General features: G+C 68.5%; 19 protein-coding genes. 14 read left to right on the top strand and 5 right to left on the bottom strand.

The genetic code is table 11. The features are described 5' to 3' along the window. Window positions 1-39: 39 nt before the first annotated feature. Together ASF88_RS17075 and ASF88_RS17070 are read left to right on the top strand one after the other, a co-directional pair. Window positions 40-2,991 carry a glycosyl hydrolase gene (locus ASF88_RS17075; RefSeq protein WP_055921568.1) on the top strand — a complete coding sequence of 984 codons (2,952 nt, stop codon included), beginning with the start codon at window positions 40-42 and terminating at the stop codon, window positions 2,989-2,991. 66 nt (window positions 2,992-3,057) lie between these two features. Next, on the top strand, window positions 3,058-3,561 hold the full coding sequence (locus ASF88_RS17070) for a MarR family winged helix-turn-helix transcriptional regulator (RefSeq protein ID WP_055921565.1): 504 nt from the start codon (window positions 3,058-3,060) through the stop codon (window positions 3,559-3,561). Between the two features lie 3 nt (window positions 3,562-3,564). On the opposite strand, the gene ASF88_RS17065 is transcribed toward ASF88_RS17070, so the two are convergent. After that, window positions 3,565-4,395, bottom strand: coding sequence for an amidohydrolase family protein (locus ASF88_RS17065; protein WP_055921562.1), 831 nt, complete (start codon window positions 4,393-4,395; stop codon window positions 3,565-3,567). 2 nt (window positions 4,396-4,397) lie between these two features. Then, window positions 4,398-5,738, bottom strand: coding sequence for an alpha-L-fucosidase (locus ASF88_RS17060; RefSeq protein WP_235493583.1), 1,341 nt, complete (start codon window positions 5,736-5,738; stop codon window positions 4,398-4,400). Window positions 5,739-5,877: 139 nt separating this feature from the next. Here ASF88_RS17060 and ASF88_RS17055 point away from each other — a divergent pair, with 139 nt between their 5' ends. From ASF88_RS17055 to ASF88_RS17020, 8 genes are all read left to right on the top strand, one after another. Further along, window positions 5,878-7,257 carry an alpha-L-fucosidase gene (locus ASF88_RS17055; RefSeq protein ID WP_055921556.1) on the top strand — a complete coding sequence of 460 codons (1,380 nt, stop codon included), beginning with the start codon at window positions 5,878-5,880 and terminating at the stop codon, window positions 7,255-7,257. 94 nt (window positions 7,258-7,351) lie between these two features. Next, window positions 7,352-8,599, top strand: a complete 1,248-nt coding sequence (locus ASF88_RS17050; protein ID WP_235493538.1) for an extracellular solute-binding protein — start codon at window positions 7,352-7,354, stop codon at window positions 8,597-8,599. 4 nt (window positions 8,600-8,603) lie between these two features. Then, the gene (locus tag ASF88_RS17045; protein ID WP_055921554.1) at window positions 8,604-9,587 is read left to right on the top strand and encodes a carbohydrate ABC transporter permease; all 984 of its coding nucleotides are present in this window, start codon (window positions 8,604-8,606) and stop codon (window positions 9,585-9,587) included. Further along, on the top strand, window positions 9,577-10,473 hold the full coding sequence (locus ASF88_RS17040) for a carbohydrate ABC transporter permease (RefSeq protein WP_055921551.1): 897 nt from the start codon (window positions 9,577-9,579) through the stop codon (window positions 10,471-10,473). Before ASF88_RS17045 ends, ASF88_RS17040 begins: the two co-directional genes overlap by 11 nt. A 58-nt stretch (window positions 10,474-10,531) precedes the next feature. Then, window positions 10,532-11,656, top strand: a complete 1,125-nt coding sequence (locus tag ASF88_RS17035; RefSeq protein WP_055921548.1) for a mandelate racemase/muconate lactonizing enzyme family protein — start codon at window positions 10,532-10,534, stop codon at window positions 11,654-11,656. Further along, complete coding sequence (locus tag ASF88_RS17030) at window positions 11,653-12,672, top strand: aldo/keto reductase (protein WP_055921545.1); 1,020 nt, start codon at window positions 11,653-11,655, stop codon at window positions 12,670-12,672. The genes ASF88_RS17035 and ASF88_RS17030 overlap by 4 nt, the downstream gene beginning before the upstream one ends. Window positions 12,673-12,681: 9 nt before the next feature. After that, on the top strand, window positions 12,682-13,377 hold the full coding sequence (locus ASF88_RS17025; RefSeq protein WP_055921542.1) for a GntR family transcriptional regulator: 696 nt from the start codon (window positions 12,682-12,684) through the stop codon (window positions 13,375-13,377). Between the two features lie 151 nt (window positions 13,378-13,528). Next, on the top strand, window positions 13,529-14,830 hold the full coding sequence (locus tag ASF88_RS17020; protein ID WP_055921539.1) for an enolase C-terminal domain-like protein: 1,302 nt from the start codon (window positions 13,529-13,531) through the stop codon (window positions 14,828-14,830). A gap of 83 nt (window positions 14,831-14,913) precedes the next feature. Here the strand turns inward: ASF88_RS17020 and ASF88_RS17015 are convergent, their stop codons facing one another. Together ASF88_RS17015 and ASF88_RS17010 are read right to left on the bottom strand one after the other, a co-directional pair. After that, window positions 14,914-15,660 carry an SDR family NAD(P)-dependent oxidoreductase gene (locus ASF88_RS17015; protein WP_055921536.1) on the bottom strand — a complete coding sequence of 249 codons (747 nt, stop codon included), beginning with the start codon at window positions 15,658-15,660 and terminating at the stop codon, window positions 14,914-14,916. Between the two features lie 45 nt (window positions 15,661-15,705). Continuing rightward, complete coding sequence (locus tag ASF88_RS17010; protein WP_200935317.1) at window positions 15,706-16,557, bottom strand: fumarylacetoacetate hydrolase family protein; 852 nt, start codon at window positions 16,555-16,557, stop codon at window positions 15,706-15,708. 77 nt (window positions 16,558-16,634) lie between these two features. On the opposite strand from ASF88_RS17010, the gene ASF88_RS17005 reads away from it, so the two are divergent. Continuing rightward, window positions 16,635-16,967 carry an L-rhamnose mutarotase gene (locus tag ASF88_RS17005; protein ID WP_055921533.1) on the top strand — a complete coding sequence of 111 codons (333 nt, stop codon included), beginning with the start codon at window positions 16,635-16,637 and terminating at the stop codon, window positions 16,965-16,967. 6 nt (window positions 16,968-16,973) lie between these two features. On the opposite strand, the gene ASF88_RS17000 is transcribed toward ASF88_RS17005, so the two are convergent. Continuing rightward, window positions 16,974-17,984 (bottom strand): LacI family DNA-binding transcriptional regulator, encoded by a 1,011-nt coding sequence (locus tag ASF88_RS17000; RefSeq protein ID WP_055921530.1) that lies wholly within the window; start codon window positions 17,982-17,984, stop codon window positions 16,974-16,976. A 314-nt stretch (window positions 17,985-18,298) separates the two neighbouring features. Between ASF88_RS17000 and ASF88_RS16995 the strand changes: the two genes are divergently transcribed. From ASF88_RS16995 to ASF88_RS16985, 3 genes are all read left to right on the top strand, one after another. After that, entirely contained in the window at window positions 18,299-19,618 is a 1,320-nt protein-coding gene (locus tag ASF88_RS16995) for an ABC transporter substrate-binding protein (RefSeq protein WP_055921527.1), read from the top strand. Window positions 19,619-19,695: 77 nt separating this feature from the next. Next, window positions 19,696-20,643, top strand: a complete 948-nt coding sequence (locus ASF88_RS16990; RefSeq protein WP_055921524.1) for a carbohydrate ABC transporter permease — start codon at window positions 19,696-19,698, stop codon at window positions 20,641-20,643. Beyond that, entirely contained in the window at window positions 20,640-21,473 is an 834-nt protein-coding gene (locus ASF88_RS16985; protein WP_055921521.1) for a carbohydrate ABC transporter permease, read from the top strand. Before ASF88_RS16990 ends, ASF88_RS16985 begins: the two co-directional genes overlap by 4 nt. Window positions 21,474-21,482: the final 9 nt, after the last annotated feature.

The following is a 21,482-nucleotide window of genomic DNA, read 5'->3' as shown; positions in this document are numbered from 1 at the left end:
CTCGCGACAACAGATCGTCGTTCGAAGGAGAACCGACCCATGTCCGAGCTCGACCAGCACCGCGGACCGCTGCAGGACCCGCCCATCGAGTTCCGCCCCGAACTGCGCTGGTGGCTGGCGGAGGGCCTCCACACCGACCGCACCCTGCGGTTCGAGATCGACGCCGCGCACCGCCTCGGCTTCGGCGGCATGGAGTTCCTGGCGATGGACGAGGAGGCGATCGACCACTCCCGGTACGGCTGGGGCTCCGAGGAATGGGTGCACGACTCGCAGATCGTGGTGGAGGAGACGACCGCCCGCGGGATGTCGGTGAGCTTCACCTCCGGGACGAACTGGTCAAACGCGAACCTGCCGACGATCGACCCCGACCACCCCGCGGCGGCCCGGGAGCTGAACTACGTCGTGGAGGACGTGCAGGCGGCGACCGGACGTCACGGCGTCCTCCCGCGCATCGAGCTCGACGCCGAGCGCGAGGAGAGCCTGCTGCCCGGGCACCGGATCGCACCCAAGACGCAGGAGTTCGTTGCCGCGGTGGCCGTCCCCGTCGTCGAGCAGGGGGCGGAGGGCGCGGCGCCGGTGCTCGACGCGGACGCAGTCCTCGAGCTGACCTCCCACGTCGTCGACGGCGCGCTCGACTGGGCGCCCGACGACGACCGCGCCTGGAAGCTCTTCGTGTTCTGGTCGCACGGCACCGGGCAGACGGCTTCCCCATCGGCCAGTGTCAACTACACCGTGAACTACCTCGACCGCGCGGGCGTCGACGCGGTCATCGACTACTGGGGCTCGACCGTGCTCACGCCCGAGCTGCGCGCGCTCATCGCCCGCAACCCGCGCGCGCAGATGTACATGGACTCGCTCGAGCTCAACACCTGGGGCGAGGGCGGTCTGTTCTGGGGCGCGTCGGTCGCGCGCGACTTCCGAGAGCGCCGCGGCTACGACATCACCCCGTGGCTGCCGTTCCTCACGCGCAGCGTGCTGCTGATGGCCTCCGCCACCACCTACCGCTACGAGCCGACCGCCGCGCAGCGGCTCACCGTCGAGAAGGTGCGCCACGACTACGTCGAGACGCTGACCGACCTCTACATCGAGAACATGCTGCGGCCGTTCGCCGCGTTCCTGCACGAGAACGGGATTCTGCTGCGCTCGGAGATCAGCTACGGGCTGCCGTTCGAGCTGACCCGGCCGGGCCCGGAGGTCGACGGCATCGAGACCGAGTCCCTCGAGTTCGGCTCGCAGATCGACGCCTACCGCCTGCTCGCCGGGCCGGCCCACCTGTTCGGCAAGCAGTACTCCTCCGAGACCGGCGCCACGACGCGCAACCACATGCTCGATCACCGGTTCTACGACCAGATCATCGCGACGCAGCTGGCCGCCGGCATCACCAAGACCGTACTGCACGGCTGGGCGAGCACCGCGGGGGCGGAGGGCGCGACCGAGTGGCCAGGGCACGAGGGCATGTGGCCCGGCTTCTCCGAGCGGTTCGACCTCCGCCAGCCGGCCAGCGAGTTCTACCCGCAGTGGAACGCGGCGATCGGCCGCATCCAGTACCTGCTGCGACAGGGGCGCCCGCGGGTCGACGTCGGCATCCTGCGCACCGACCATTTCGTCGACAACATGTCCGGGATGTACTTCCTCGACCACGACGGCAGCCGCATCCCCGACGAGGTCGCCTACGGCACGATGTGGATGCGGAACCGCGAGAACCACTGGTGGCAGGACCTCGGCATGCAGGACGCCGGATGGAGCTACGAATTCTTCGACGGTTCGCTGCTGCAGCACGAGGACGTGTCGTTCGCCGACGGCCTCGTGCAGCCCGACGGCCCCGGCTACCAGGCGCTGATCGTCTACCAGGAGGCGTTGAACGCGGACGTCGCGCGCCTGCTGCTCGACGGGGCGCGGGCCGGCCTCCGCGTGCTCATCGTCAACGGCGCCCGCGAGCTGAAGCTGCTGATGACCGGCGAGCACATCCTGAACACGCACGCCGCCTCCCGCACCCCTGGCCTCGACGGGCGCGACGACGAGCTCGCAGCGACGATGGCCGAACTGCGTGCGCAGCCGACGGTGGCGGAGGTCGACGACCCCGCCGAGACCGTCGCCGCGCTGCGCGGCCTGGGCGTGACCGGCCGCGCCGAGTTCGCGACCGAGAACCGCACCGTGCTCGGCTACCTCCGCGAGGAGGGCGAGCTGCTTCACGTGTACCTCTACAACTTCCTCTACGAGACCGGCGAGGACACCGTCGTGGAGGTCGCCCTCCCGGGCCTCGGAACGCCCTACCGCATCGACCCGTGGAGCGGCGCCGTCGCCGAGCACCGGGGCGTGCACATCGAGGGCCATCGCACGCTCGTGTCCGTCGCGCTCGCTCCGGGCGAGATCGCGCTGCTCACCGTGGACCGGTCGCAGCGGCCCGAGTCGTCGGATCCCGCCGAGCGCGAGGTCGTTCAGGAGGTCGACGGCTGGAGCATCACGGTCGAGAGCTGGGATGCCGGGGAGAACGAGCTGATCGTCGAAGACCGCGGCCTCGGCTACGAGAGCCGGGAGGTGCGACCGACGACCGCGGTGACCACGATCGCCGTCGAGGGCTCCGAGCTGCGGCCGTGGACCGAACTCGCGGGCGTCGGCGCGGAGGTGTCGGGTGTCGCGGAGTACCGCGCGTCGGTGGAGCTCGACCGGGCCGCGGAGCCCGGCACGCGCCTCCTGCTCCACCTCGGCTCGACGGCGGGCGGACTCGGTTCAGTGGTCGTCAACGACGCGGACGCGCGCGGCTTCGACACCTCGCGGCCGGTCGTGGACATCACCGACCTGGCCCGCACCGGGCACAACACGATCGTGGTCCGGGTCGCCAGCTCGTTGAACAACCGGCTCATCGCGCGCGGCTACTACGATGACATCCCCGACATGGGCACGATGCTGGTGGGTCGCCAGGAGGCGCACGTGACGGTGGTGCGGCCGCACGGCCTCCTGGGTCCGGTGACGATCGTCAGCGAGCGCTGAGCCGGCGCCGGTGGATACGGCGCGCCTGAGATACTGAGCAGCACGCCGAACAGAGGAGGTGGCAGCGTGTCGGACGACCCCGACCTCTCGCCGGTGATCGAGCAGGACCCGCTCGACCTCAGGCTGTCGATCGCGTCGATCGTGCACTGGGCGGACAGCCGCGAGGTTCGGGTGCGGGTGATGGAGAAGATCGGGTTCCCGGTGGACGACATCCCGATGTTCGTGGTCGTCAACCAGCTCGCCTACCGTGGCGCCCTGCGCCCGACCGACCTGGCGGCGACGCTCGGAACGGGCAAGGCCAACATCTCGAAGATCGTGCGACGGCTGGAGGAGATCGACCTCGTCGAACGGGTGCCCGCACCGCGCGACGAGCGCAGCGTGCTGGTCGCGCTCACCGCCGGCGGCCGCGCGCTCGGCGAACGCATCATGGAGGTCGCCCAGGCGCAGGTCGACGAGGTCACCCTCGGCTGGGACCCGCAGGAGGTCGAGAACCTGCGGCGCTATGTCGCGCGCTTCGCCCGCCACGCGTTCGCGGGGCTGGCGATGACGCCGGGGCTGCGGGAGCGGTAGGGGTCAGTCCGTGGGGAGGTCGTACGCCCGCTCGGCCGAGCGGGTGAGCACGTCGTCCCGCTCGGCTGGCGACAGGCCCGCGAGCAGTTCCTCCGTCGTCGCCCAGGTCTCCGCGTAGGGGCCCGCGAGCGTCGACACCGGCCAGTCGCCTCCGTACAGCACGCGCGACGCGCCGAACACGTCGAGCGCGTGCTCGACGTACGGTCGCAGCCGAGTCGCGTCCGCGCCGCCGCCGAGCGTCGTCAAGCCGGAGAGTTTGACGAAGACGTTCGGGCGGCGAGCGAGCTCGGAGAGCAAGCCCGACCACGGTTCGGCGGATGGGGCGCCCACCGGCGGGGTGCCGAGATGGTCGACGACGAGGCGCAGAGAAGGCAGCTCGTCCGCCAGGGCCACCGCGTGCTCCAGATGCCGCGGGAGCACCCCGATCACATCGAAGCTCAACCCCCGCTCCGCGAGCAGCCCGAGCGACTCGTGAACCTCGGCTCGGCCGAGCCAGTCGGGGTCGGGCTCGTCGTGGATGAGGTGCCGCACGCCGACGAACGACGGGTGCGCAGCCCACTCCTCCAGCTGGCGGGAGGCCGCGGCCGGGTCGAGCAGGTCGACCCAGGCCACGACTCCGGCCACCAGTGGGGAGGACACGGCGAACATTGCCGCCGAGTCCTCCACCGAGTTCGCAGCCTGCACCAGGACGACCCTGTCGACGCCCGCCCGCTCCAGCTGGGGCTGCGCCTCCGCGAACGTGAAGGTCCGGTTGATCGGCGCCAGCGCGTCGGTCAGCCACGGGTACGCGACCCCCTCCAGGTTCCAGAGGTGGAGGTGGGCGTCGATCGTCATCGTCAGGCCGCCAGGTCGAAGCGGATCAGGGTCGGGCCGGCGACCGCGGGCTCCGGCACGGTGACCGCGAGGGCGTCGCCGTCGCGGGAGACCGCGATCGGCGTGCCGTCGGCGAGCCGGGCGCTCGCCGCATCCACCCCCGCGGAGGCGGCGATGCGCACCGGACCCGTCGCGTCCACGAACGCGTTCGCGGTGTCGCCGGTGCGCGTCCAGCGCACCCACGGTTCGTCGGATGCCGGTGCGATCGACGTGTCGAGCGTGGTCGAGGCGAAGACGGCGTCGCCGTTCACGGCGTTCCAGGCGGCGAGGTGCTCGAGCGTCCTGCGCTGCAGGTCGGGAACGGTTCCGCGTGCGGTGAGGCCAACGTTGAGGAGCAGGTTGCCCCCGCGCGAGACGATGTCGACGAACGACTTCACGGCGTCCGGACCATTCAGCAGATGGGACTCGTCCTCGACCTGGTTGTAGCCGAACGAGAAGCCGATGCCGCGGCAGTTCTCCCAGGCGCCGGAGGCCTCCACGTCGGTGCCCTGCTGGTACTCGCTGGTGCGGAAGTCCCAGTGCGTCTCGCCCCAGCGGTCGTTCGAGACGCCGTCCGGACGCGCCGCGTAGAACTTCTCGAACAGCTTCTCCATGCTGAACGGGCCCGAGGGCTTGCCGGCATCGGGCCACTCGATGTCGCCCCAGAGGATGTCGGGGGAGTAGCGCTCGATCAGGTCGTCGACGTGCCGGTAGGCGTACTCCGCGTAGGCCGCGTCGACGGGGCGGCCGAACGCCTGGCCTTCGGAGGTGATCGGCGGCAGCTGCGAGAAGTGCCAGTCGAGGCCTCCCGAGTAGTAGACGCCGAAGCGGAGGCCCGCGTCGCGGGTAGCCTTCTCGAACGCGCCGACCAGGTCGCGGCGCGGTCCGCGCGCGACGGTGTTGCGGTCGTCGGTGCCGGGCGCGTCCCACAGGGTCACGCCGTCGTGGTGCTTTGTGGTCGGCACGAAGTAGCCGGCGCCGGTGCTCTTCACGAGGGCGATGAACTCGTCCGGGTCGAACTCGGCCGGGTCCCACTGGTCGAGGAAGTCGTCGTACGGCGCTCCTCCGTAGACCTCGCGCTGGTGCTCGGCCGCCGGGCTGTCCTCGATGCGGATGGTGTTGTAGTACCACTCGGCGTACGGGTTGTGCTTGAACCAGTACTCCTTCTCGATGGTCCCGAGTTCGCCGATCGGCTCCGCCCAGGCGGGCACGGAGTACGGCCCCCAGTGCACGAAGATGCCCAACTTGGCGTCGCCGAACCACTGCGGCACATCGCGCTCGAACCGGCGATAGTTCTCGGGGCGGACGGGGTCGTCTTTGAACATGGCCACGCTGAGCTTCTCCTTCTTCTTTGAACGGATGAGGTCGACGGAACGATTGTGGATCGACCAGACACCACATATCCTATAGGCAATAGGCATTCGCTGAAAAGATCCGCGACCCACTCGAAGGAGAGTTCGTTCCGTGACCCCCACACTCACCACTGTGCCCGACTCTTTCGCGCGCACCGACCTCGTCCGGCTGCCGGGCGGCGAATGGTTCACCGGAGCAGGCTTCGGTCTGTTCGTGCACTGGGACCACGCCAGCCAGCAGGGCATCGAGATCTCGTGGCCGCTGGTCGGTCGTTCCATCATCCCGGGTTCCGACGGGGTGGAGGACACTGTGACCGTCGAGCAGTACCAGTCGACCGCGGCGACGTTCGATCCCGTCGAGTGGGACGCCGTCGCTCTGGCCGCGCTGGCCAAGCGGGCCGGAGCGCGCTACGTGGTCTTCACGGCCCGCCACCACGCGGGCTACTCGATGTTCCACACCGCGCACTCCGACTTCGGCATCCAGAACTCGCCGTTCGGTCGTGACATCACGCGCGAGTTCGTGGAGGCGATCCGCGCGGAGGGCATCCGCGTCGGCATCTACTACAGCCTCCCGGACTGGAACCACCCCGACTACCCGGCGTTCGAGATGAGCGATCGCCCCTACCCGCTCGAGCACTGGCCGGCGGCGGGCGATCCCGCCAACGCGGGCACCCCGGTCGCCGACGACCGGCACCGCCGTCCGACGCCCGAGCAATGGGCGCGCTACCAGGAGTACCTGCGGGGGCAGCTGACCGAGCTGCTCACCGGCTACGGCACCATCGACCTGCTCTGGTTCGACGGGGAGTGGGAGCGCTCAGAAGACGAGTGGGACAGCGCCGGTCTGCGGGCGCTCATCAAGTCGCTGCAGCCCGACGTCGTCATCAACGACCGGCTGCTCGGCCAGGGCGACTACAAGACGCCGGAGCAGGGCTTCCCGGTGACGGCGCCCGAAGGTCCGTGGGAGCTCTGCCTCACCATCGGTCAGATGTGGGCGTGGCGGCCGGGCGACACGAAGAGCAAGAGCACGGTGTCGCTGCTCACCACCCTGATCGAGGTCGCCAGCCGCGGCGGCAACCTCCTGCTCAACATCGGGCCGAAGGGCGACGGGAGCCTCAACGAGTCGCAGGTGCGCACGCTGGAGGAGATCGGCGCGTGGATGGATACGCACGCCGAGAGCGTCGTCGGCGTCTCGCCCACCACGGGCGTCGACTACTACGGGCCGTCCACCGCACGGGAGGGCACCCTGTACCTGCATCTCGTGATGCGGCCGATCGAGCAGATCGTCGTGCGCGGCATCCCGGTCGGCCGGGTGCGCGCGGTGCGGCTTCTCGCGACCGGCGACGAGCTGCCGTTCGAGGTCAACGTGGAAGTCCACGAGCAGGCGGAGCAGGGCGGCGAGGAGCTCGGCGAGCTGCGGATCCCGGCGCCGGCGGCATCCGGAGCGGCGATCGATGTGATCGCGATCGACTTCGAGCCGGGCTCCGGCGACTAGACCGCTTCGACTACTTGAAACCTATATCAAACACCCTATAGGATCCAGCCACACGGCGATCACCTTGATGAATCCAATGGAGGAGGCACAGCAAGTGACACCACGAACCAAGCGCGCGGCGGTACGGGCCGGTACAGCCATTCTGCTGGCAGGAGCGCTCACCGCGCTCGCCGGTTGTGCGGGCGGAGGAGGCGGCAACGCCTCCGGCGGCCCGATCACCATGTACACCTGGGTCAGCAGCCAGAGCGACCGCGACCAGTGGCAGGGGTTCATCGACCTCGGCAAGAAGGTCGACCCCAAGCTCGACGTGACGATCGAAGGCCCGAGCTTCAACGACTACTGGACCAAGGTCAAGACCCGGCTGAGCGGATCCAACCCGCCCTGCCTGCTCACCACTCAGGCCGCCCGGGCGCAGGAGCTCTCGGGGCTGCTGATGCCGCTGACCGACCTGATCAAGAAGTACAAGCTCGACACCTCGAAGTTCGACGCGTCCATGCTCAAGGGCATGACGGTGGACGGCAGCATCCGCGCCATCCCCTACGACGCCGAGCCGATCGTCCTCTACTACAACGCGGACGCGTTCCAGAAGGCCGGGCTCGCACTTCCGAGCGCGACCTACACCCGTGAACAGTTCCTCTCCGACGCGAAGAAGCTGACAACGGGCGACCACAAGGCTCTCGCGATCGAGCCGGGCTTCTTCATCCCGAACGCCTGGGCCATCGCCGACGGCGCCGAGGCGGTCAAGGGCGGAAAGCTCGACCTGACGAACTCCAAGCTCGTCGACTCGGTGCAGTCGTACTTCGACCTGGTGTCGAAGGAGGGCATCGCCAAGGCGCCGGAGGCCGCCGACGGCTCCGACGTCGGCCAATCGGCGTTCACCTCCGGCGCGAGCGACATGCTGATCGAGGGCCCGTGGATGTACGGCACCTTCGCCGCGGCGGCCAAGTTCAAGCTGGGCGTCACGATCGTCCCGACCGAGTCGGGCGACGCCAAGGGCATGACGGCCGGCTCGGGCTTCGGCATCGCGAAGAACTGCAAGGACCCGGACAGCGCGTTCAAGGCGATCATGGCCATGACCGACACCAGCGTGCTGAAGGGTCAGGCCGAGAAGCGCGGCATCGTCCCGTCCCGTCCCGACGCCCAGTCGGCCTGGGCCGAGGGCAAGTCCGCCGAGGCCTACACCGCCGTGCAGGCGCTCCTCAAGGACGCGAAGGCGCAGCTGACCACTCCGACGTGGAACCAGGTCGAGACGCTGTTCACCCAGTACGGAGTCGAAGGCTACCGGGGTGACAAGACCGCCAAGGACGTGCTGACCACGATCCAGAACTCGGTGGGGCAGTAGGCGGATGTCCTCGCCACTGATCACGGGCGCCGTCGTCTCGGAGGAGACGGCGGCGCCCGCCGCGCCCCCGACCCGCCCGTTCCACGTCCCGCATCCGTCGCCGCCGCGCGGCGCGAAGAAGCGCAAGGGCGACGGCCTGGCGGCACTCGCCTACCTGTGGCCCGGGCTCGCCGGCTTCACCTTCTTCATCCTGGTGCCGCTGCTCGGCTCGCTGGTCATCAGCCTCTTCGAGTGGCCGCTGTTCGGCTCGCCGACGTTCGTCGGCTTCGCCAACTACGCCAAGCTGTTCAGCGACCCGACCTTCTACACGGTCCTGCTCAACACGGTGATCTTCGCCTTCGTCTACACGGCGCTCAACCTCGCGCTCGCGCTCGTCGTGTCGCTGTGGCTGAACACGCGCGTCAAGGGCGCCGGCTTCTGGCGGGTCATCTTCTTCCTGCCGGCGATCACGCCGATGGTCGCGAACGCCCTGGTGTGGAGGCTGCTGCTGAGCGACAACGGCATCGTCAACTCCGCGCTTCACTCGATCGGCATCGACGGCCCGAGCTGGCTCTCCGACTCCCGGTTCGCGCTCGCGTCGGTGATCGCGATGTCGGTGTGGCAGTCGTTCGGCTATAACGTCATCGTGCTCTCGGCGGGCATCGCCGGCATCCCGAAGGAGCTGCTGGAGGCCTCTCGGATGGACGGCACGAATGCCTGGCAGCGGATGCGCTCGATCATCCTCCCGATGATCTCGCCCGCGCTGTTCTTCACCATGACCATGACGATGATCGGCGCCTTCCAGGTGTTCGTGCAGCCGCAGATCCTCACGCAGGGCGGCCCGGGGGAGTCCACGAACACGTTCGTGCTCTACCTGTACCGCAACGGCTTCGTGTTCGACCGACTCGGCTACGCATCCGCTCTGGCGTGGATGCTCTTCATCGTCGTGATGCTCATCACCGCGCTGCAGTTCGCGGGACAGAAGAGGTGGGTCAACTATGACAAGTGATGTGCAGACCAGAGGCGCGACAGCCGCCAGGCGTCCCCGGCCCCGGCTGCGCCCGGCGCAGAAGGTGACCGTCGCCAAGACCTGGCTGAACACCGGAGCGGTCGCCGTCGTCGCGCTGCTGTTCACGTTCCCGTTCATCTGGATGTTCTTCTCGGCGCTCAAGCCCGAGTCGGAGGTCTTCTCGCCGACGCCGTCGTTCATCGGCTCCGAGGTCAAGTGGTCGAACTTCGTCGACGCGTGGACTCTGGTCCCGTTCGGCCGGTTCATCTTCAACGGCTTCTTCGTCGCGATCTGCGGAGCGCTGCTCTCGGTGATCGTCGCCGTGCTGTCGGCCTACGCGTTCTCGCGGCTGCGGTTCAAGTACCGCGACCGGCTGTTCCTGCTCTACGTGCTCACGCTCGTGCTGCCGCAGGAGGTGCTGGTCGTGCCGCTGTTCATCATGATGAACCAGCTCGGGCTCGTCGACACGTACGTCGCGCTCATCATCCCGTTCGCCTTCACGGCGTTCGGCACGTTCCTGCTGCGGCAGTTCTTCCTGACCATCCCGATCGAGTTCGAGGAGGCCGCCATCATCGACGGCGCCTCCCGGTTCCGCACGCTGTGGTCGGTGCTGCTGCCGCAGCTCGCCGCACCGATCTCGGTGCTCGGCGTCTTCTCGTTCGTCGGGTACTACAACTCGTACCTCTGGCCGCTCATCATCATCAACAGCCAGGACCTGGCGACCGTGCCGCTCGGCCTCTCGATGTTCACGGGGGAGCACGGCACGCAGTGGAGCCTGATGATGGCGGCCTCCACCATCGCCATCATCCCGTCGCTGATCATCGTCGCCGTGCTCCAGCGCCAGCTCATCAAGGGCGTCGCGCTCGGCGGCTTCGGCGGGCGCTGACCCACAGCAACCGCGTCCCTCACCGGCACCACGGCCTCCACCAGAAAGCAGGACCTCCATGACTCTCGCCCCGCCCACCTCCCGCACCGCCGTCGACGGCACGATCGTCAGCGCCGAGGCGTGGCTGAGCGACCTCGAGGTCGAGACCGTCCGCACCGACGCCGTGCAGTCGTTCCTCAAGCAGGAGACGATCTTCGTCCGGATCCGCACCGCGGGCGGCGTGGAGGGCCTCGGCTACAGCTACACGATCGGCACCGGCGGCGAGGCTGTGCTCAGCCTGCTGCGCACGTGCCTGCTCGACGTCCTGGTCGGTATGGACGCCAATCGTCCGGAGGCCGTGTGGCGCGCTCTCTTCTCGGCAACGCGGGCGACAACAGTCGGCGCGATCACGTCGCTGGCGCTCGCTGCCGTGGACACCGCCGTGTGGGATGCGCGCTGCACGGCCTCCGGGCTTCCTCTCTGGGTCGCCGCCGGCGGCTCACGGCCGAGCATCCCGCTCTACGACACCGAGGGAGGCTGGCTGCACTTCGACACCGACGACCTGGTCGCCCAGGCCGTCGAGTCGCAGCGACGCGGGCTGAACGGCGTCAAGATCAAGGTCGGCAAGACGCGCGGCCACGAGGACGCCGAGCGTCTCGCGGCGGTGCGTGCCGCGGTCGGCCCTGGCATGGACATCATGGTCGACGCCAACCAGTCGATGACGGCGGCCGAGGCGATCCGCCGGGCGGCGCTGTTCGAGCCGCTGGACATCTTCTGGTTCGAGGAGCCGCTGCCGGCGGAGGACGTCGCGGGCCACCGCCGGCTGGCCGAGTCGACGACGCTGCCCGTCGCGGTGGGCGAGTCGATGTACTCGGTCGGGCACTTCCGGGAGTACCTGCAGGCCGGCGCGGCCTCCATCGTCCAGGTCGATGTCGCCCGGGTCGGCGGCATCACCCCGTGGCTGAAGGTCGCGCATCTCGCGGAGTCGTTCAACGTGGCGGTGGCGCCGCACTTCCTGATGGAGCTGCACGTGTCGCTCTGCTGCGCGGTGCCGAACGCGCTCTACCTCGAGCACATCCCGCAGCTGCGCGCGGTGACGAAGCGCGAGCTGGTCATCCGGGACGGCCACGGCGTCGCGCCCGACGCGCCGGGGCTCGGGATCGACTGGGACCTCGACGCGATCGACGACCGGCGGGTGGCATGATGACGACCGCTCCCGGAGGCCCGGCGCAGCGCGGCCCGATCGGTTACGGGGTCGCGGCGCTCGGCAATCTGTACAGCGCGCGGCCCGACGACGTCTGGCCCGCGATCGTTCCCGCGGCGTGGGAGGCCGGGATCCGGTACTTCGACACCGCGCCGCACTACGGGCTGGGCCTCGCGGAGGAGCGGCTCGGCGAAGGCCTGCGCGGCCTCCCGCGCGACGAGTACGTCGTGTCGACGAAGGTCGGCCGCCTCCTGGAGCCGAACCCCGACTACCGGCCGGGCGACACCGACATCGCGAACCTCTTCGACGTGCCGTCGACGCGGCGGCGCCGGTTCGACCTCTCGCGCGACGGCGTGCTCCGGTCGGTCGAGGATTCGCTGACCCGCCTCGGCCTCGACCGGATCGACATCCTGTTCGTCCATGACCCCGACGAACACGAACGCGAGGCGTTGGAGGGCGCTTTCCCCGCGCTGGAGGAGCTGCGCTCGCAGGGAGTGATCCGGTCGTACGGCGCCGGGATGAACCAATCGGCCATGCTGACCCGGTTCGTGCGCGAGACCGACCTCGACATCGTGATGTGCGCGGGCAGGTACACGCTGCTGGACGGCGCGGCTGCCTCCGATCTGCTGCCCGCCGCGCAGGAGCGCGGGGTGGAGGTCGTGGTCGCAGCGGTCTTCAACTCCGGCATCCTCGCCACCGACCGCCCGGCGGCCGGCGCGACCTTCGACTACGGGGCCGCCCCGGCCGCGCTGATCGAACGCGCGGGCAGAATCGCCGACGTCGCGGCTCCCTACGGCGTCACTCTGCCGCAGCTGGCCGTGCAGTTCCCGCTGCGGCATCCCGTGGTCTCCACCGTCGTGCTCGGCGCCGACAGCCCCGAGCAGATCGTCCGCAACGCGGGACTGGCCGCTCCCGTGGTTCCCGATGCGCTGTGGGCGGAGCTGGAGGCGGAGGGTCTGACGCCGCACGGCGATCCTGCATCCTCTTTCCTCTTTTCAGCGGACTCGCAAGCCTAGGATGTGCACATGAGCATCGAACCTTCCCTCGGCGAACACTTCCTGCCCGCTCGGCGGGCACTGGCCGACGACGTCTACGACGCCGTGCTCGGTCTGCTGATGGACCAGGTGATCGAGCCGGGCAGCCGGGCCAGCATCGACGGCATCGCCCGCCAGCTCGGCGTCTCGCCGACGCCGGTGCGCGAGGCGCTCGCGCGCCTGGAATCCGAGGGCCTGGTCGTCAAGAAGGCGCTCAAGGGCTACACCGCGGCCCCGCTGCTCGACAGCGAGGGGCTCCGGGAGCTGTTCGAGATGCGGCGCCTGCTGGAGCCCTACGCCGCCAGCCACGCCGCCGGCGAGATCGACGCCGCGACGCTGGATCAGCTCGAGCGGCTCTGCGAGGACATGCATCGCAGCGGCGAGGCGTCGCAGACCGGCGACGACCGGTTCAAGGACTACAAGGACTTCGCCAACCAGGACGCCGAGTTCCACCGCTTGATCGCCGTGCACTCCGGCAACGGGCTGCTGGCGGACGCCATCGTGCGACTGCGCCCGCACATGCACCAGTACCGCATCTACTTCAAGCACGGCGTTGTCGACGAGACCTCCGGCGAGCACGAGGCCGTGCTGGAGGCGCTGCGGGCCGGGGATGCCACCCGGGCCGAGAAGGCGATGCTCGACCACATCACCAAGTCGTACAAGCGCATCTCGTCGAGCCTGGAGTAAGCGGGCGAAATAGTCCCCCGCTGTTCGCGGTTCCGAACGAGGAGACGCCCACGTGCCTGACCACGTGGGCGTCTTCGCGTCTCCGGATCTCCGTGTCTTCGGAGGCCGTTCGACTGGCGCGACCCTGGCTATATCCAATAGGATGTTGCCTATGAGTACCGTGATCGGCTTCGAGACCCTGGACGTGCGCTTCGAGACGTCGGCGCTCCTCGACGGCTCCGACGCGATGAATCCCGACCCGGACTACTCCGCCGCCTACCTCCGCGTGAGCACCGACGCTCCGGACGGGCTGGAGGGCCACGCCTTCGTATTCACGATCGGCCGCGGCAACGACGTGCAGGTCGCGGCCATCGAGGCCGTCGCCCACCGCGTGATCGGTCGCGACGTGGAGGCGATCCTCGACGATCTCGGCGGCTTCTGGCGCGAGTTCGTGTACGACTCCCAGCTGCGCTGGCTCGGCCCCGAGAAGGGCGTCATGCACATGGCGATCGGGGCCGTGGTCAACGCCTTCTGGGATCTGAAGGCCAAGCGCGCCGGCCTCCCGCTGTGGCAGCTCCTCGCGCGCATGACGCCGGAGGAACTGGTCGACCTGGTCGACTTCCGCTACCTGACCGACGCCCTGACGCGCGAGGACGCCCTCGCGATGCTGCGAGCCGCGGAGCCCGGCCGGGCCGCTCGCGAGGCCGAGCTCCTGGCGACCGGCTATCCCGGTTACACCACCACGCCCGGCTGGCTCGGCTACTCCGACGACAAGCTGCGGCGGCTTGCGCGGGAGGCCGTCGACGAGGGCTTCCAGCAGATCAAGCTCAAGGTCGGCGACCGGCTGGAGGACGACCTCCGTCGCCTGCGGATCGCCCGCGACGCGGTCGGCCCCGACATCCGGATCGCCATCGACGCCAACCAGCGCTGGGACCGCGATCAGGCCATCGAATGGATTCGCGCGCTCGAGCCCTTCGACCTCGCGTGGGTCGAGGAGCCGACCAGCCCCGACGACGTGCTCGCCCACGCGGCCATCGCGCGCGCGGTGGCGCCGGTGCGCATCGCGACGGGGGAGCACGGGATGAGCCGGGTGCTGTTCAAGCAGCTCCTGCAGGCCGATGCCGCGGCTATCGTGCAGATCGACTCGACGCGCGTCGCCGGGGTCAACGAGAACATCGCCATCCTGCTGCTCGCCGCGAAGTTCGGCGTGCCGGTGTGCCCGCACGCGGGCGGTGTCGGCCTCTGCGAGGCGGTGCAGCACTTCTCGATGTTCGACTTCGTGGCGGTCTCCGGCAGCCGGGAGGGCCGGATGATCGAGTACACCAAGCACCTCCACGAGCACTTCGTGGCGCCGGTCGAACTGGTCGGCGGCCGCTACCGCGCCCCGCTCGCGCCGGGCATCGGCATGGAGATGCTGCCCGAGTCGCTCTACGCGCACCGGTACGAGCCGGCGCTCGTCGTTCCCACTCCCTGACGGAGAACGCCGAAGGGCACGTAACCGCCCCTAAAACTCAGTTTTAGGGGCGGTAACGTGCCCTTCGGCTGTTGCGTGGTGCGCTACCGGCGCGGGCGGAGGGAGTACATCCCGCCGTCGACGGCGAGGATGACGCCGTTCGTGGAGGCCGACCGCGGCGACGCCAGGTAGGCGACCGCGTCCGCGACCTCCTGCGGCTGCACCAGCCGGCCGCTCGGCTGGCGGGCCTCCAGGGCGGCGCGCTCGGCGTCGGGATCGGCGGCGCTGTCGAGCAGCCTGCCCACCCACGGGGTGTTCGCCGTGCCGGGTGCGACCGCGTTGACGCGGATGCCGAGCGGGAGGCAGTCGGCGGCGATCGCGAGGGTCATCGCCGAGATCGCGCCCTTGGAGGCCGAGTAGAGCACGCGCTGCGGGAGGCCGGCCCACGCGGCGATCGAGCTCGTGAAGACGATGGCGGGCGAGGGCGACGCCTTCAGGTGCGGCAGCGCATGCCGGACGGTCCGGGCTGAGCCGATGACGTTGACGTTCAGGACGCGCATCCATTCGGCGTCGTCGTTGGCCTCCACGTCGCCCTGCGCGCCGATGCCCGCGTTGGCGATCACGATGTCGAGGCGGCCGGCGTCGGCGAGCACCTCCGCCATCGCCGAGCGCACGCTCTCGTCGTCGCCGATGTCACAGCGGATGCCGGTGTGCGGTGCGGCGACGGCCTCCACGTTCAGGTCGAGCGCATAGACGCGGGCGCCGCGACCCGCGAGCTCGTCGGCGATCGCCTTGCCGAGGCCGGATGCCCCGCCCGTGACCGCGGCCACGAGCCCTTCGAAATCGGACAACGTCGTCTCCTTCTCGTCTTGTCGGATGGGTTGCTTGTGGGGCGCTCAGTGCGCAGGACGAACGGTGGACGCCTGTTCACCGAGACCGTCGATCCCCAGGCGCACCTCGTCGCCGGCGCCCAGATACGGGAACCGGCCGGAGAGCCCGACGCCCTCCGGCGTGCCGGTGTTGATGAGGTCGCCCGGCTCGAGGACGGTGAACTGGCTGAGCCGGTAGACGATCTCGGCGACGCCGAAGATCAGGTCGGAGGTGGAGGAGTCCTGGCGCAGCTCGCCGTTGACCGTCGACCAGATGCGCAGACCTGAACCGTCGCCGACCTCCGCCGTGGGCACGAGCCAGGGGCCCAGCGGGTTGAACGTCTCGAAGCTCTTGCCCTTGCTCCACTGGCCCAGCGAGCGCTGCAGCTGATACTCGCGCTCCGATACGTCGTTCGCGACGGCGAAGCCCGCGATGTGCTCCAGTGCCTCCTCGGGCGACGAGAGGTAGCGCGCGCGACGGCCGATGACCGCGGCGAGCTCGACCTCCCAGTCGGTCGTGGTCGAGCCGGGCGGAAGCAGGATGTCGTCGTTCGGCCCGACGACCGTGTTGGGGTGCTTGTAGAAGACGACGATGTCGCTCGGCGGCTCGGAGCCGGACTCCCGGGCGTGCGCGGCGTAGTTCATCCCGATGCAGATGACCGCCTGCGGGCGCGCGATCGGAGCGCCGATGCGCAACCCTGTCGTGTCGACCGTCGGCAGCTCGCCCGCGAGCACGGCCGCCTCCGCTCGGGTCAGCCCGTCGGACGCGAGGAAGGCTCCGTCGATGTCCGGGGTGAGCGGGAGCAGGCTCCAGGAGGTCTCGCCGTCGCTGACGACAGGGATCTCCGTGCCGACGGCGCCGAGTCGCAGGAATCGCATGGGGGTCCTTTCGCAGAGGCTTTCAGCCTATTACTATTTCCTATAGGAATCCAAGATCGATCCGGGAAGGAACGCCGATGCGCGTCGCCCTGCACTCCGTCCTCCGCGACGGCCACGAAGCGGCCTACGACGAGGCGCACACCGTCATTCCTGACGACCTCGCATCGTCGTTCGAGCGGCTCGGCATCCACGACTGGTCGATCTGGCGGAGCGGTCGCGACCTCTTCCACCTGGTCGAGTGCGACGACTTCGCGGCGGCCATGCGTGCGCTCGACGACGATCCCGCCAACCAGCGGTGGCAGGCGTTCATCAACACGCACGTCGACCACTTCGTCACCACCGCCGACGGCCCGGACGGGATGGTGCTCGGCGAGGTCTGGCGGCTGAAGGCGCAGCGCGAGCGGGCCTGAACAGGCTCACCGCGGCGTCGTGCTCGCCCGGACGACGAGTTCGGGCTGATAGCGGATGTGCCGGGGCTCGAGCGACCGGTCGTCCGCCTCCTCGAGGAGGATCTGGACGGCTGTCTCGCCGATGAGGTGGCTCGGCTGGCGCACCGAGGTGAGCGGCACGACGGAGGCCCCGGCGAAGAGGATGTCGTCGTAGCCGACGAGGGCGATCTCGTCGGGCACGGCCAGCTTGCCGTCGATCAGCAGCGATTGCAGGAGGCCGATGGCCAGCAGGTCGTTGGCGGCGAAGACCGCGTCCGGGCGGTCGGCGGCTGCGCGGTCGGCGACGGCCTGGCCGATCCTGCGGCCCTCGAGCACGGTGAGCGCGTCGCCGAACACGACCTCCAAGGTCACGCCGGGGTGCTGGTCGACGACCGACCGGGCGCCCGCGAGGCGGTCGCTCACCTGCTGGATGGCGGCGGGGCCTCCCGCGAACAGCAGGCGTGTGCGCCCGGTGTCGATGAGGTGCTGGGCAGCGAGCGCGCCTCCCGCGACGTCGTCGACGGACACCGAGCTGAACGAGCTGTCGGTGCTCTCGCGGTCGACCAGCACGATCGGGATGTCGCGGTCGCGCATCCGGCGCAGGCGCGGCGCCACGTCGCCGACGGGGGCGAGCAGGACACCGCGCACCCGGAGCTCCTCGAACAGGTTGAGGTAGCCGGCCTCGCGCTCGCTGCGCTCGTTGCTGTTGCCCACGATGACCTCGTAACCCGCCTCGGAGGCCGCATTCTCGGCGGCCACGGCCACATCGGTGAAGAACGGGTTGGCGCCGCTGAGCGAGATCAGACCGATGGCCTGGCTGTGCCCGAGGCGCAGCTGGCGGGCCGCCTCGTTGCGCACGTACGAGAGCTTCTCCATCGCGAGATGCACGCGCTCGACGGTCTCGGGGGAGACGATGTCCGGCCGGTTGAGCACGTTCGACACCGTCCCGACCGACACCTGAGCCAGCGCGGCGACGTCTTTGACGCTTGCAGAAGCCATGTGGTGATCCCTCCCGCGGGACATCGTAATCGATGCGTGCGTTGAAACGAAACAATTTTCAATCGATCCGGACGGTTCGAGAACTCTCACGAATCAATGTCGCAGAAAATAGCTGATCAAATACCGTTTCTTAAAGAACGAGGAGCGCCGATCGCAATTGAACGGACGATTCACCGGCCTCTTGACGGCTCGTTACTGAATCGACACAATTTGTTCTTGACGTACTCCGCCAGAGGACTTATCTTCATGTGAAGCGTTTCAAAACACCCCACGCACCCAGGGGCGGAAACGTCCCGAATACAAGGAGGTATTTGATGTTCTCTCGCAGGACGACGACCAAGGTCGTCGCCACACTCGGCGGCATCGCCATCGCGGCGCTCGCGCTCGCCGGTTGCAGCTCGTCGGGCGGCAACTCGAACGGCCCGGTCACCATCTCGCTGCTCGCCGCCGGCAACGACCCCGCCAGCACCAAGTTCGCGAACGATCTCTCGACCGCGTTCCACAAGGCCAACCCGAAGATCACCGTCAAGGTCGAGACCCGTCCGACGGGCACCGACGGCGACAACCTCATCAAGACGCGCCTCTCCACGGGCGAGATGAACGATGTGTTCCTCTACAACTCCGGATCGCTCTTCCAGGCGCTGCACCCGGACACGCAGCTCCAGCCGCTCACCGACGAGTCGTGGGTGAAGGACATCACCTCCGACTTCAAGAAGACCGTCAGCACCGACAAGGGCACCTACGGCGCCCCGACCGGCACGACGTTCGACGGCGGCATCATGTACAACAAGAAGGTCTACGAGAAGCTCGGCCTGTCCGTGCCGAAGACCTGGAGCGAGTTCATCTCCAATAGCGAGAAGATCAAGGCCGCCGGAATCGTCCCGGTCATTCAGTCCTACGGCGACACCTGGACCAGCCAGCTGTTCGTCCTCGGCGACTTCGCCAACGTCAACGCCGCCGACTCCAAGTGGGCCGACGACTACACGGCGAACAAGTCGAACGCTAAGTACTCGAAGGAGCCGGCTCTGGCGGGCTTCACGCACACGCAGGAGGTCTTCGACAAGGGTCTGATGAACAAGGACTACGCGTCGCTTACCAACGTCAACGCGCTCAAGATGCTGGCCACCGGCCAAGGCGCGCAGTACCCGATGATCACCACCGTGATCAGCAACGTTCTGCAGTCCAACCCCGACCAGATCAACGACATCGGCTACTTCGCGATGCCGACCGACTCGGGTGAGCCGCACGCGACCGTCTGGGAGCCGGGTGGCGCGTACGTCCCGAAGACGACCACCGGAGACAAGCTGGCCGCGGCCAAGAAGCTCGTCGCCTTCATCAACTCGCCCACTGGTTGCGACATCCAGAACAGCGCAGGCACCCCCGCCGGCCCGTTCGCGATCAGCACCTGCAAGGTCCCCTCGAACGCCCCGGCGCTCGTGCAGGACGAGCTGAAGTACCAGGACGACAAGAAGACGGGCCTCGCGCTCGAGTTCCTGTCGCCGATCAAGGGCCCGAACCTGGAGAAGATCCTGATCCAGGTCGGCTCGGGCATCTCCACCGCACAGCAGGGCGCAGCCCTGTACGACCAGGATGTGAAGGCCCAGGCCCAGCAGCTCGGTATCAAGGGCTGGTGAGCCCGCGCCTGGGCCGGCGTTCCCCCCGCCGGCCCGGGCGGAACCTCACCTCAGGAAGACTCGACGAGGAGCAGACAATGTCGACGGCCACACCCGCGGCCGCTGTCCAGGCGGCCGACATCATCACCGAGGGCCGAAGCCCCGGTAGCACCAAGCCCAGGAAATCGCGGATGCGGTCGCACTACCCGACCTGGTTCTTCATCCCCGCGCTCGTCCTCTACGCGATCTTCTTCGCGGTCCCGACGATCTCGTCGTTCTACTTCTCGCTGACGCGGTGGTCGCTGTTCGACTCGACCTTCATCGGGTTCCAGAACTACGTCCAGTTCTTCCAGGACCCGCAGCTCTACACCAGCTTCATCCACACGCTCATCTACGCGGTGCTCACCTCGGGCGCCAAGGTGATCATCGGCTTCCTGCTGGCTCTGCTGCTGACGGCGCCGGTCGTCGGACGCGGTTACCTGCGAGCGGTCGTGTTCTTCCCGGTGCTGCTGTCGACCATCGGCGTCGGCATCCTCTGGAAGTCGCTGCTCGACCCGTTCCACGGCATGGTGAACGCGGTGCTCGGCTTCTTCCACCTCCCGCAGCCGGGCTGGTTCACCGACCCGAACCTCGCGCTCTACACGATCGCCGGCGTGGACATCTGGAAGGGCGTCGGCATCGCCACCCTGATCTTCATGGCCGGTATCGTCGCCATCCCGAACGAGTACTACGAGGCGGCCCGTATCGACGGCGCCGGGTACATGCAGATCCTGCGGCGCATCACGATCCCGCTCAGCCGCGGCGCGACCGCGACGGTGATCATCCTGTCGCTGATCGGCGGCCTCCGCTCGTTCGACATCATCTGGGCCACCACCGGAGGCGGCCCCGGCTTCACCAGCGATGTGCTGGCCTCCGTGATCTACAAGCAGTACCAGGCCGGCTTCTACGGTCTCTCGACCGCGGGCAACGTCGTCCTGTTCCTCGTGGTGACGGTCATCATGGTGCCGCTGTCGTTCGTCCTCAACAGAAAGCAGGTGGAGCTGTGACCCGCGCCAAGACCCGCGCCTGGATCGTCGGTGTCATCGCGATCCTCATCTCCGTCGTCATCTTCCTCGTGCCCCTCGCCTTCGTCGTGCTGCAGGCCGCGAAGACTCCCGACGAAGCCTCCAGCCTCGCCTTCTCCTGGCCGAAGGAATGGCACTTCTTCGACAACCTGATCGCCGTGCTTCAGAGCGGCGACGGCCTGATCTGGAGGGCGTTCCTCAACTCCTTCATCCTCACGCTCGGGTCGGTGATCCTCATGGTCGTGCTGTCGGCGATGGCCGGCTATGTGCTCGCTCGCAAGCGGAGCAAGTGGGGCCCCGTGGTCAACTTCTTCGTGCTCGCCGGACTGATCGTTCCGCCGGCCGTGGTGCCCACCATCTGGGTGCTGCAGGGCGTCGGGCTCTACAAGACGATGCCGGGCATGATCCTGATCGAGACGACCTTCGGCCTCTCCTTCTGCATCCTGCTGTTCCGGGCGTTCTTCAACACGGTGCCGCGGGAGCTCGACGAGGCGGCGGTGCTCGACGGCGCCGGCCGGGTGCGGCTGTTCTTCCAGGTCATCCTGCCGCTGCTGCGGCCGGTGATCGTGACCGTGATCGTCGTGCAGTCGGTGTTCGTCTTCAACGACTTCGCCGGACCGCTGTACTTCCTCCCCGGCTCCGACAACGCCACCGTGCAGACCACGCTCTACACGTTCTCCGGGCAGAACCTGAGCTTCTACAACCTGCTCTTCATGGACATCCTGCTCATCACCATCCCGCCGCTGGTCGCTTACATCTTCTTCAACCGGCAGATCGTCGCGGGCATGACCAGCGGCGCCGTCAAGGGCTGACGCAGACCG

The sequence above is a fragment of the Leifsonia sp. Leaf336 genome, from assembly GCF_001423695.1.
Taxonomy (GTDB): domain Bacteria; phylum Actinomycetota; class Actinomycetes; order Actinomycetales; family Microbacteriaceae; genus Leifsonia.
The sequence above is the reverse complement of the archived record's forward strand: the minus strand, read 5'-3'. Positions and strand labels throughout refer to the sequence as shown.

Coding starts and splice junctions, on each gene's coding strand:
- ASF88_RS17065 (WP_055921562.1), bottom strand. CDS start 4,395: ATGACGATCGACGCCCACCTCCACCTCTGGAACCTGGAGGGGGTCGCG.
- ASF88_RS16995 (WP_055921527.1), top strand. CDS start 18,299: ATGTTCTCTCGCAGGACGACGACCAAGGTCGTCGCCACACTCGGCGGC.
- ASF88_RS17035 (WP_055921548.1), top strand. CDS start 10,532: ATGACTCTCGCCCCGCCCACCTCCCGCACCGCCGTCGACGGCACGATC.
- ASF88_RS17000 (WP_055921530.1), bottom strand. CDS start 17,984: ATGGCTTCTGCAAGCGTCAAAGACGTCGCCGCGCTGGCTCAGGTGTCG.
- ASF88_RS17025 (WP_055921542.1), top strand. CDS start 12,682: ATGAGCATCGAACCTTCCCTCGGCGAACACTTCCTGCCCGCTCGGCGG.
- ASF88_RS16990 (WP_055921524.1), top strand. CDS start 19,696: ATGTCGACGGCCACACCCGCGGCCGCTGTCCAGGCGGCCGACATCATC.
- ASF88_RS17005 (WP_055921533.1), top strand. CDS start 16,635: ATGCGCGTCGCCCTGCACTCCGTCCTCCGCGACGGCCACGAAGCGGCC.
- ASF88_RS17020 (WP_055921539.1), top strand. CDS start 13,529: ATGAGTACCGTGATCGGCTTCGAGACCCTGGACGTGCGCTTCGAGACG.
- ASF88_RS17010 (WP_200935317.1), bottom strand. CDS start 16,557: ATGCGATTCCTGCGACTCGGCGCCGTCGGCACGGAGATCCCTGTCGTC.
- ASF88_RS17045 (WP_055921554.1), top strand. CDS start 8,604: ATGTCCTCGCCACTGATCACGGGCGCCGTCGTCTCGGAGGAGACGGCG.
- ASF88_RS17075 (WP_055921568.1), top strand. CDS start 40: ATGTCCGAGCTCGACCAGCACCGCGGACCGCTGCAGGACCCGCCCATC.
- ASF88_RS17060 (WP_235493583.1), bottom strand. CDS start 5,738: ATGTTCAAAGACGACCCCGTCCGCCCCGAGAACTATCGCCGGTTCGAG.
- ASF88_RS17030 (WP_055921545.1), top strand. CDS start 11,653: ATGATGACGACCGCTCCCGGAGGCCCGGCGCAGCGCGGCCCGATCGGT.
- ASF88_RS17040 (WP_055921551.1), top strand. CDS start 9,577: ATGACAAGTGATGTGCAGACCAGAGGCGCGACAGCCGCCAGGCGTCCC.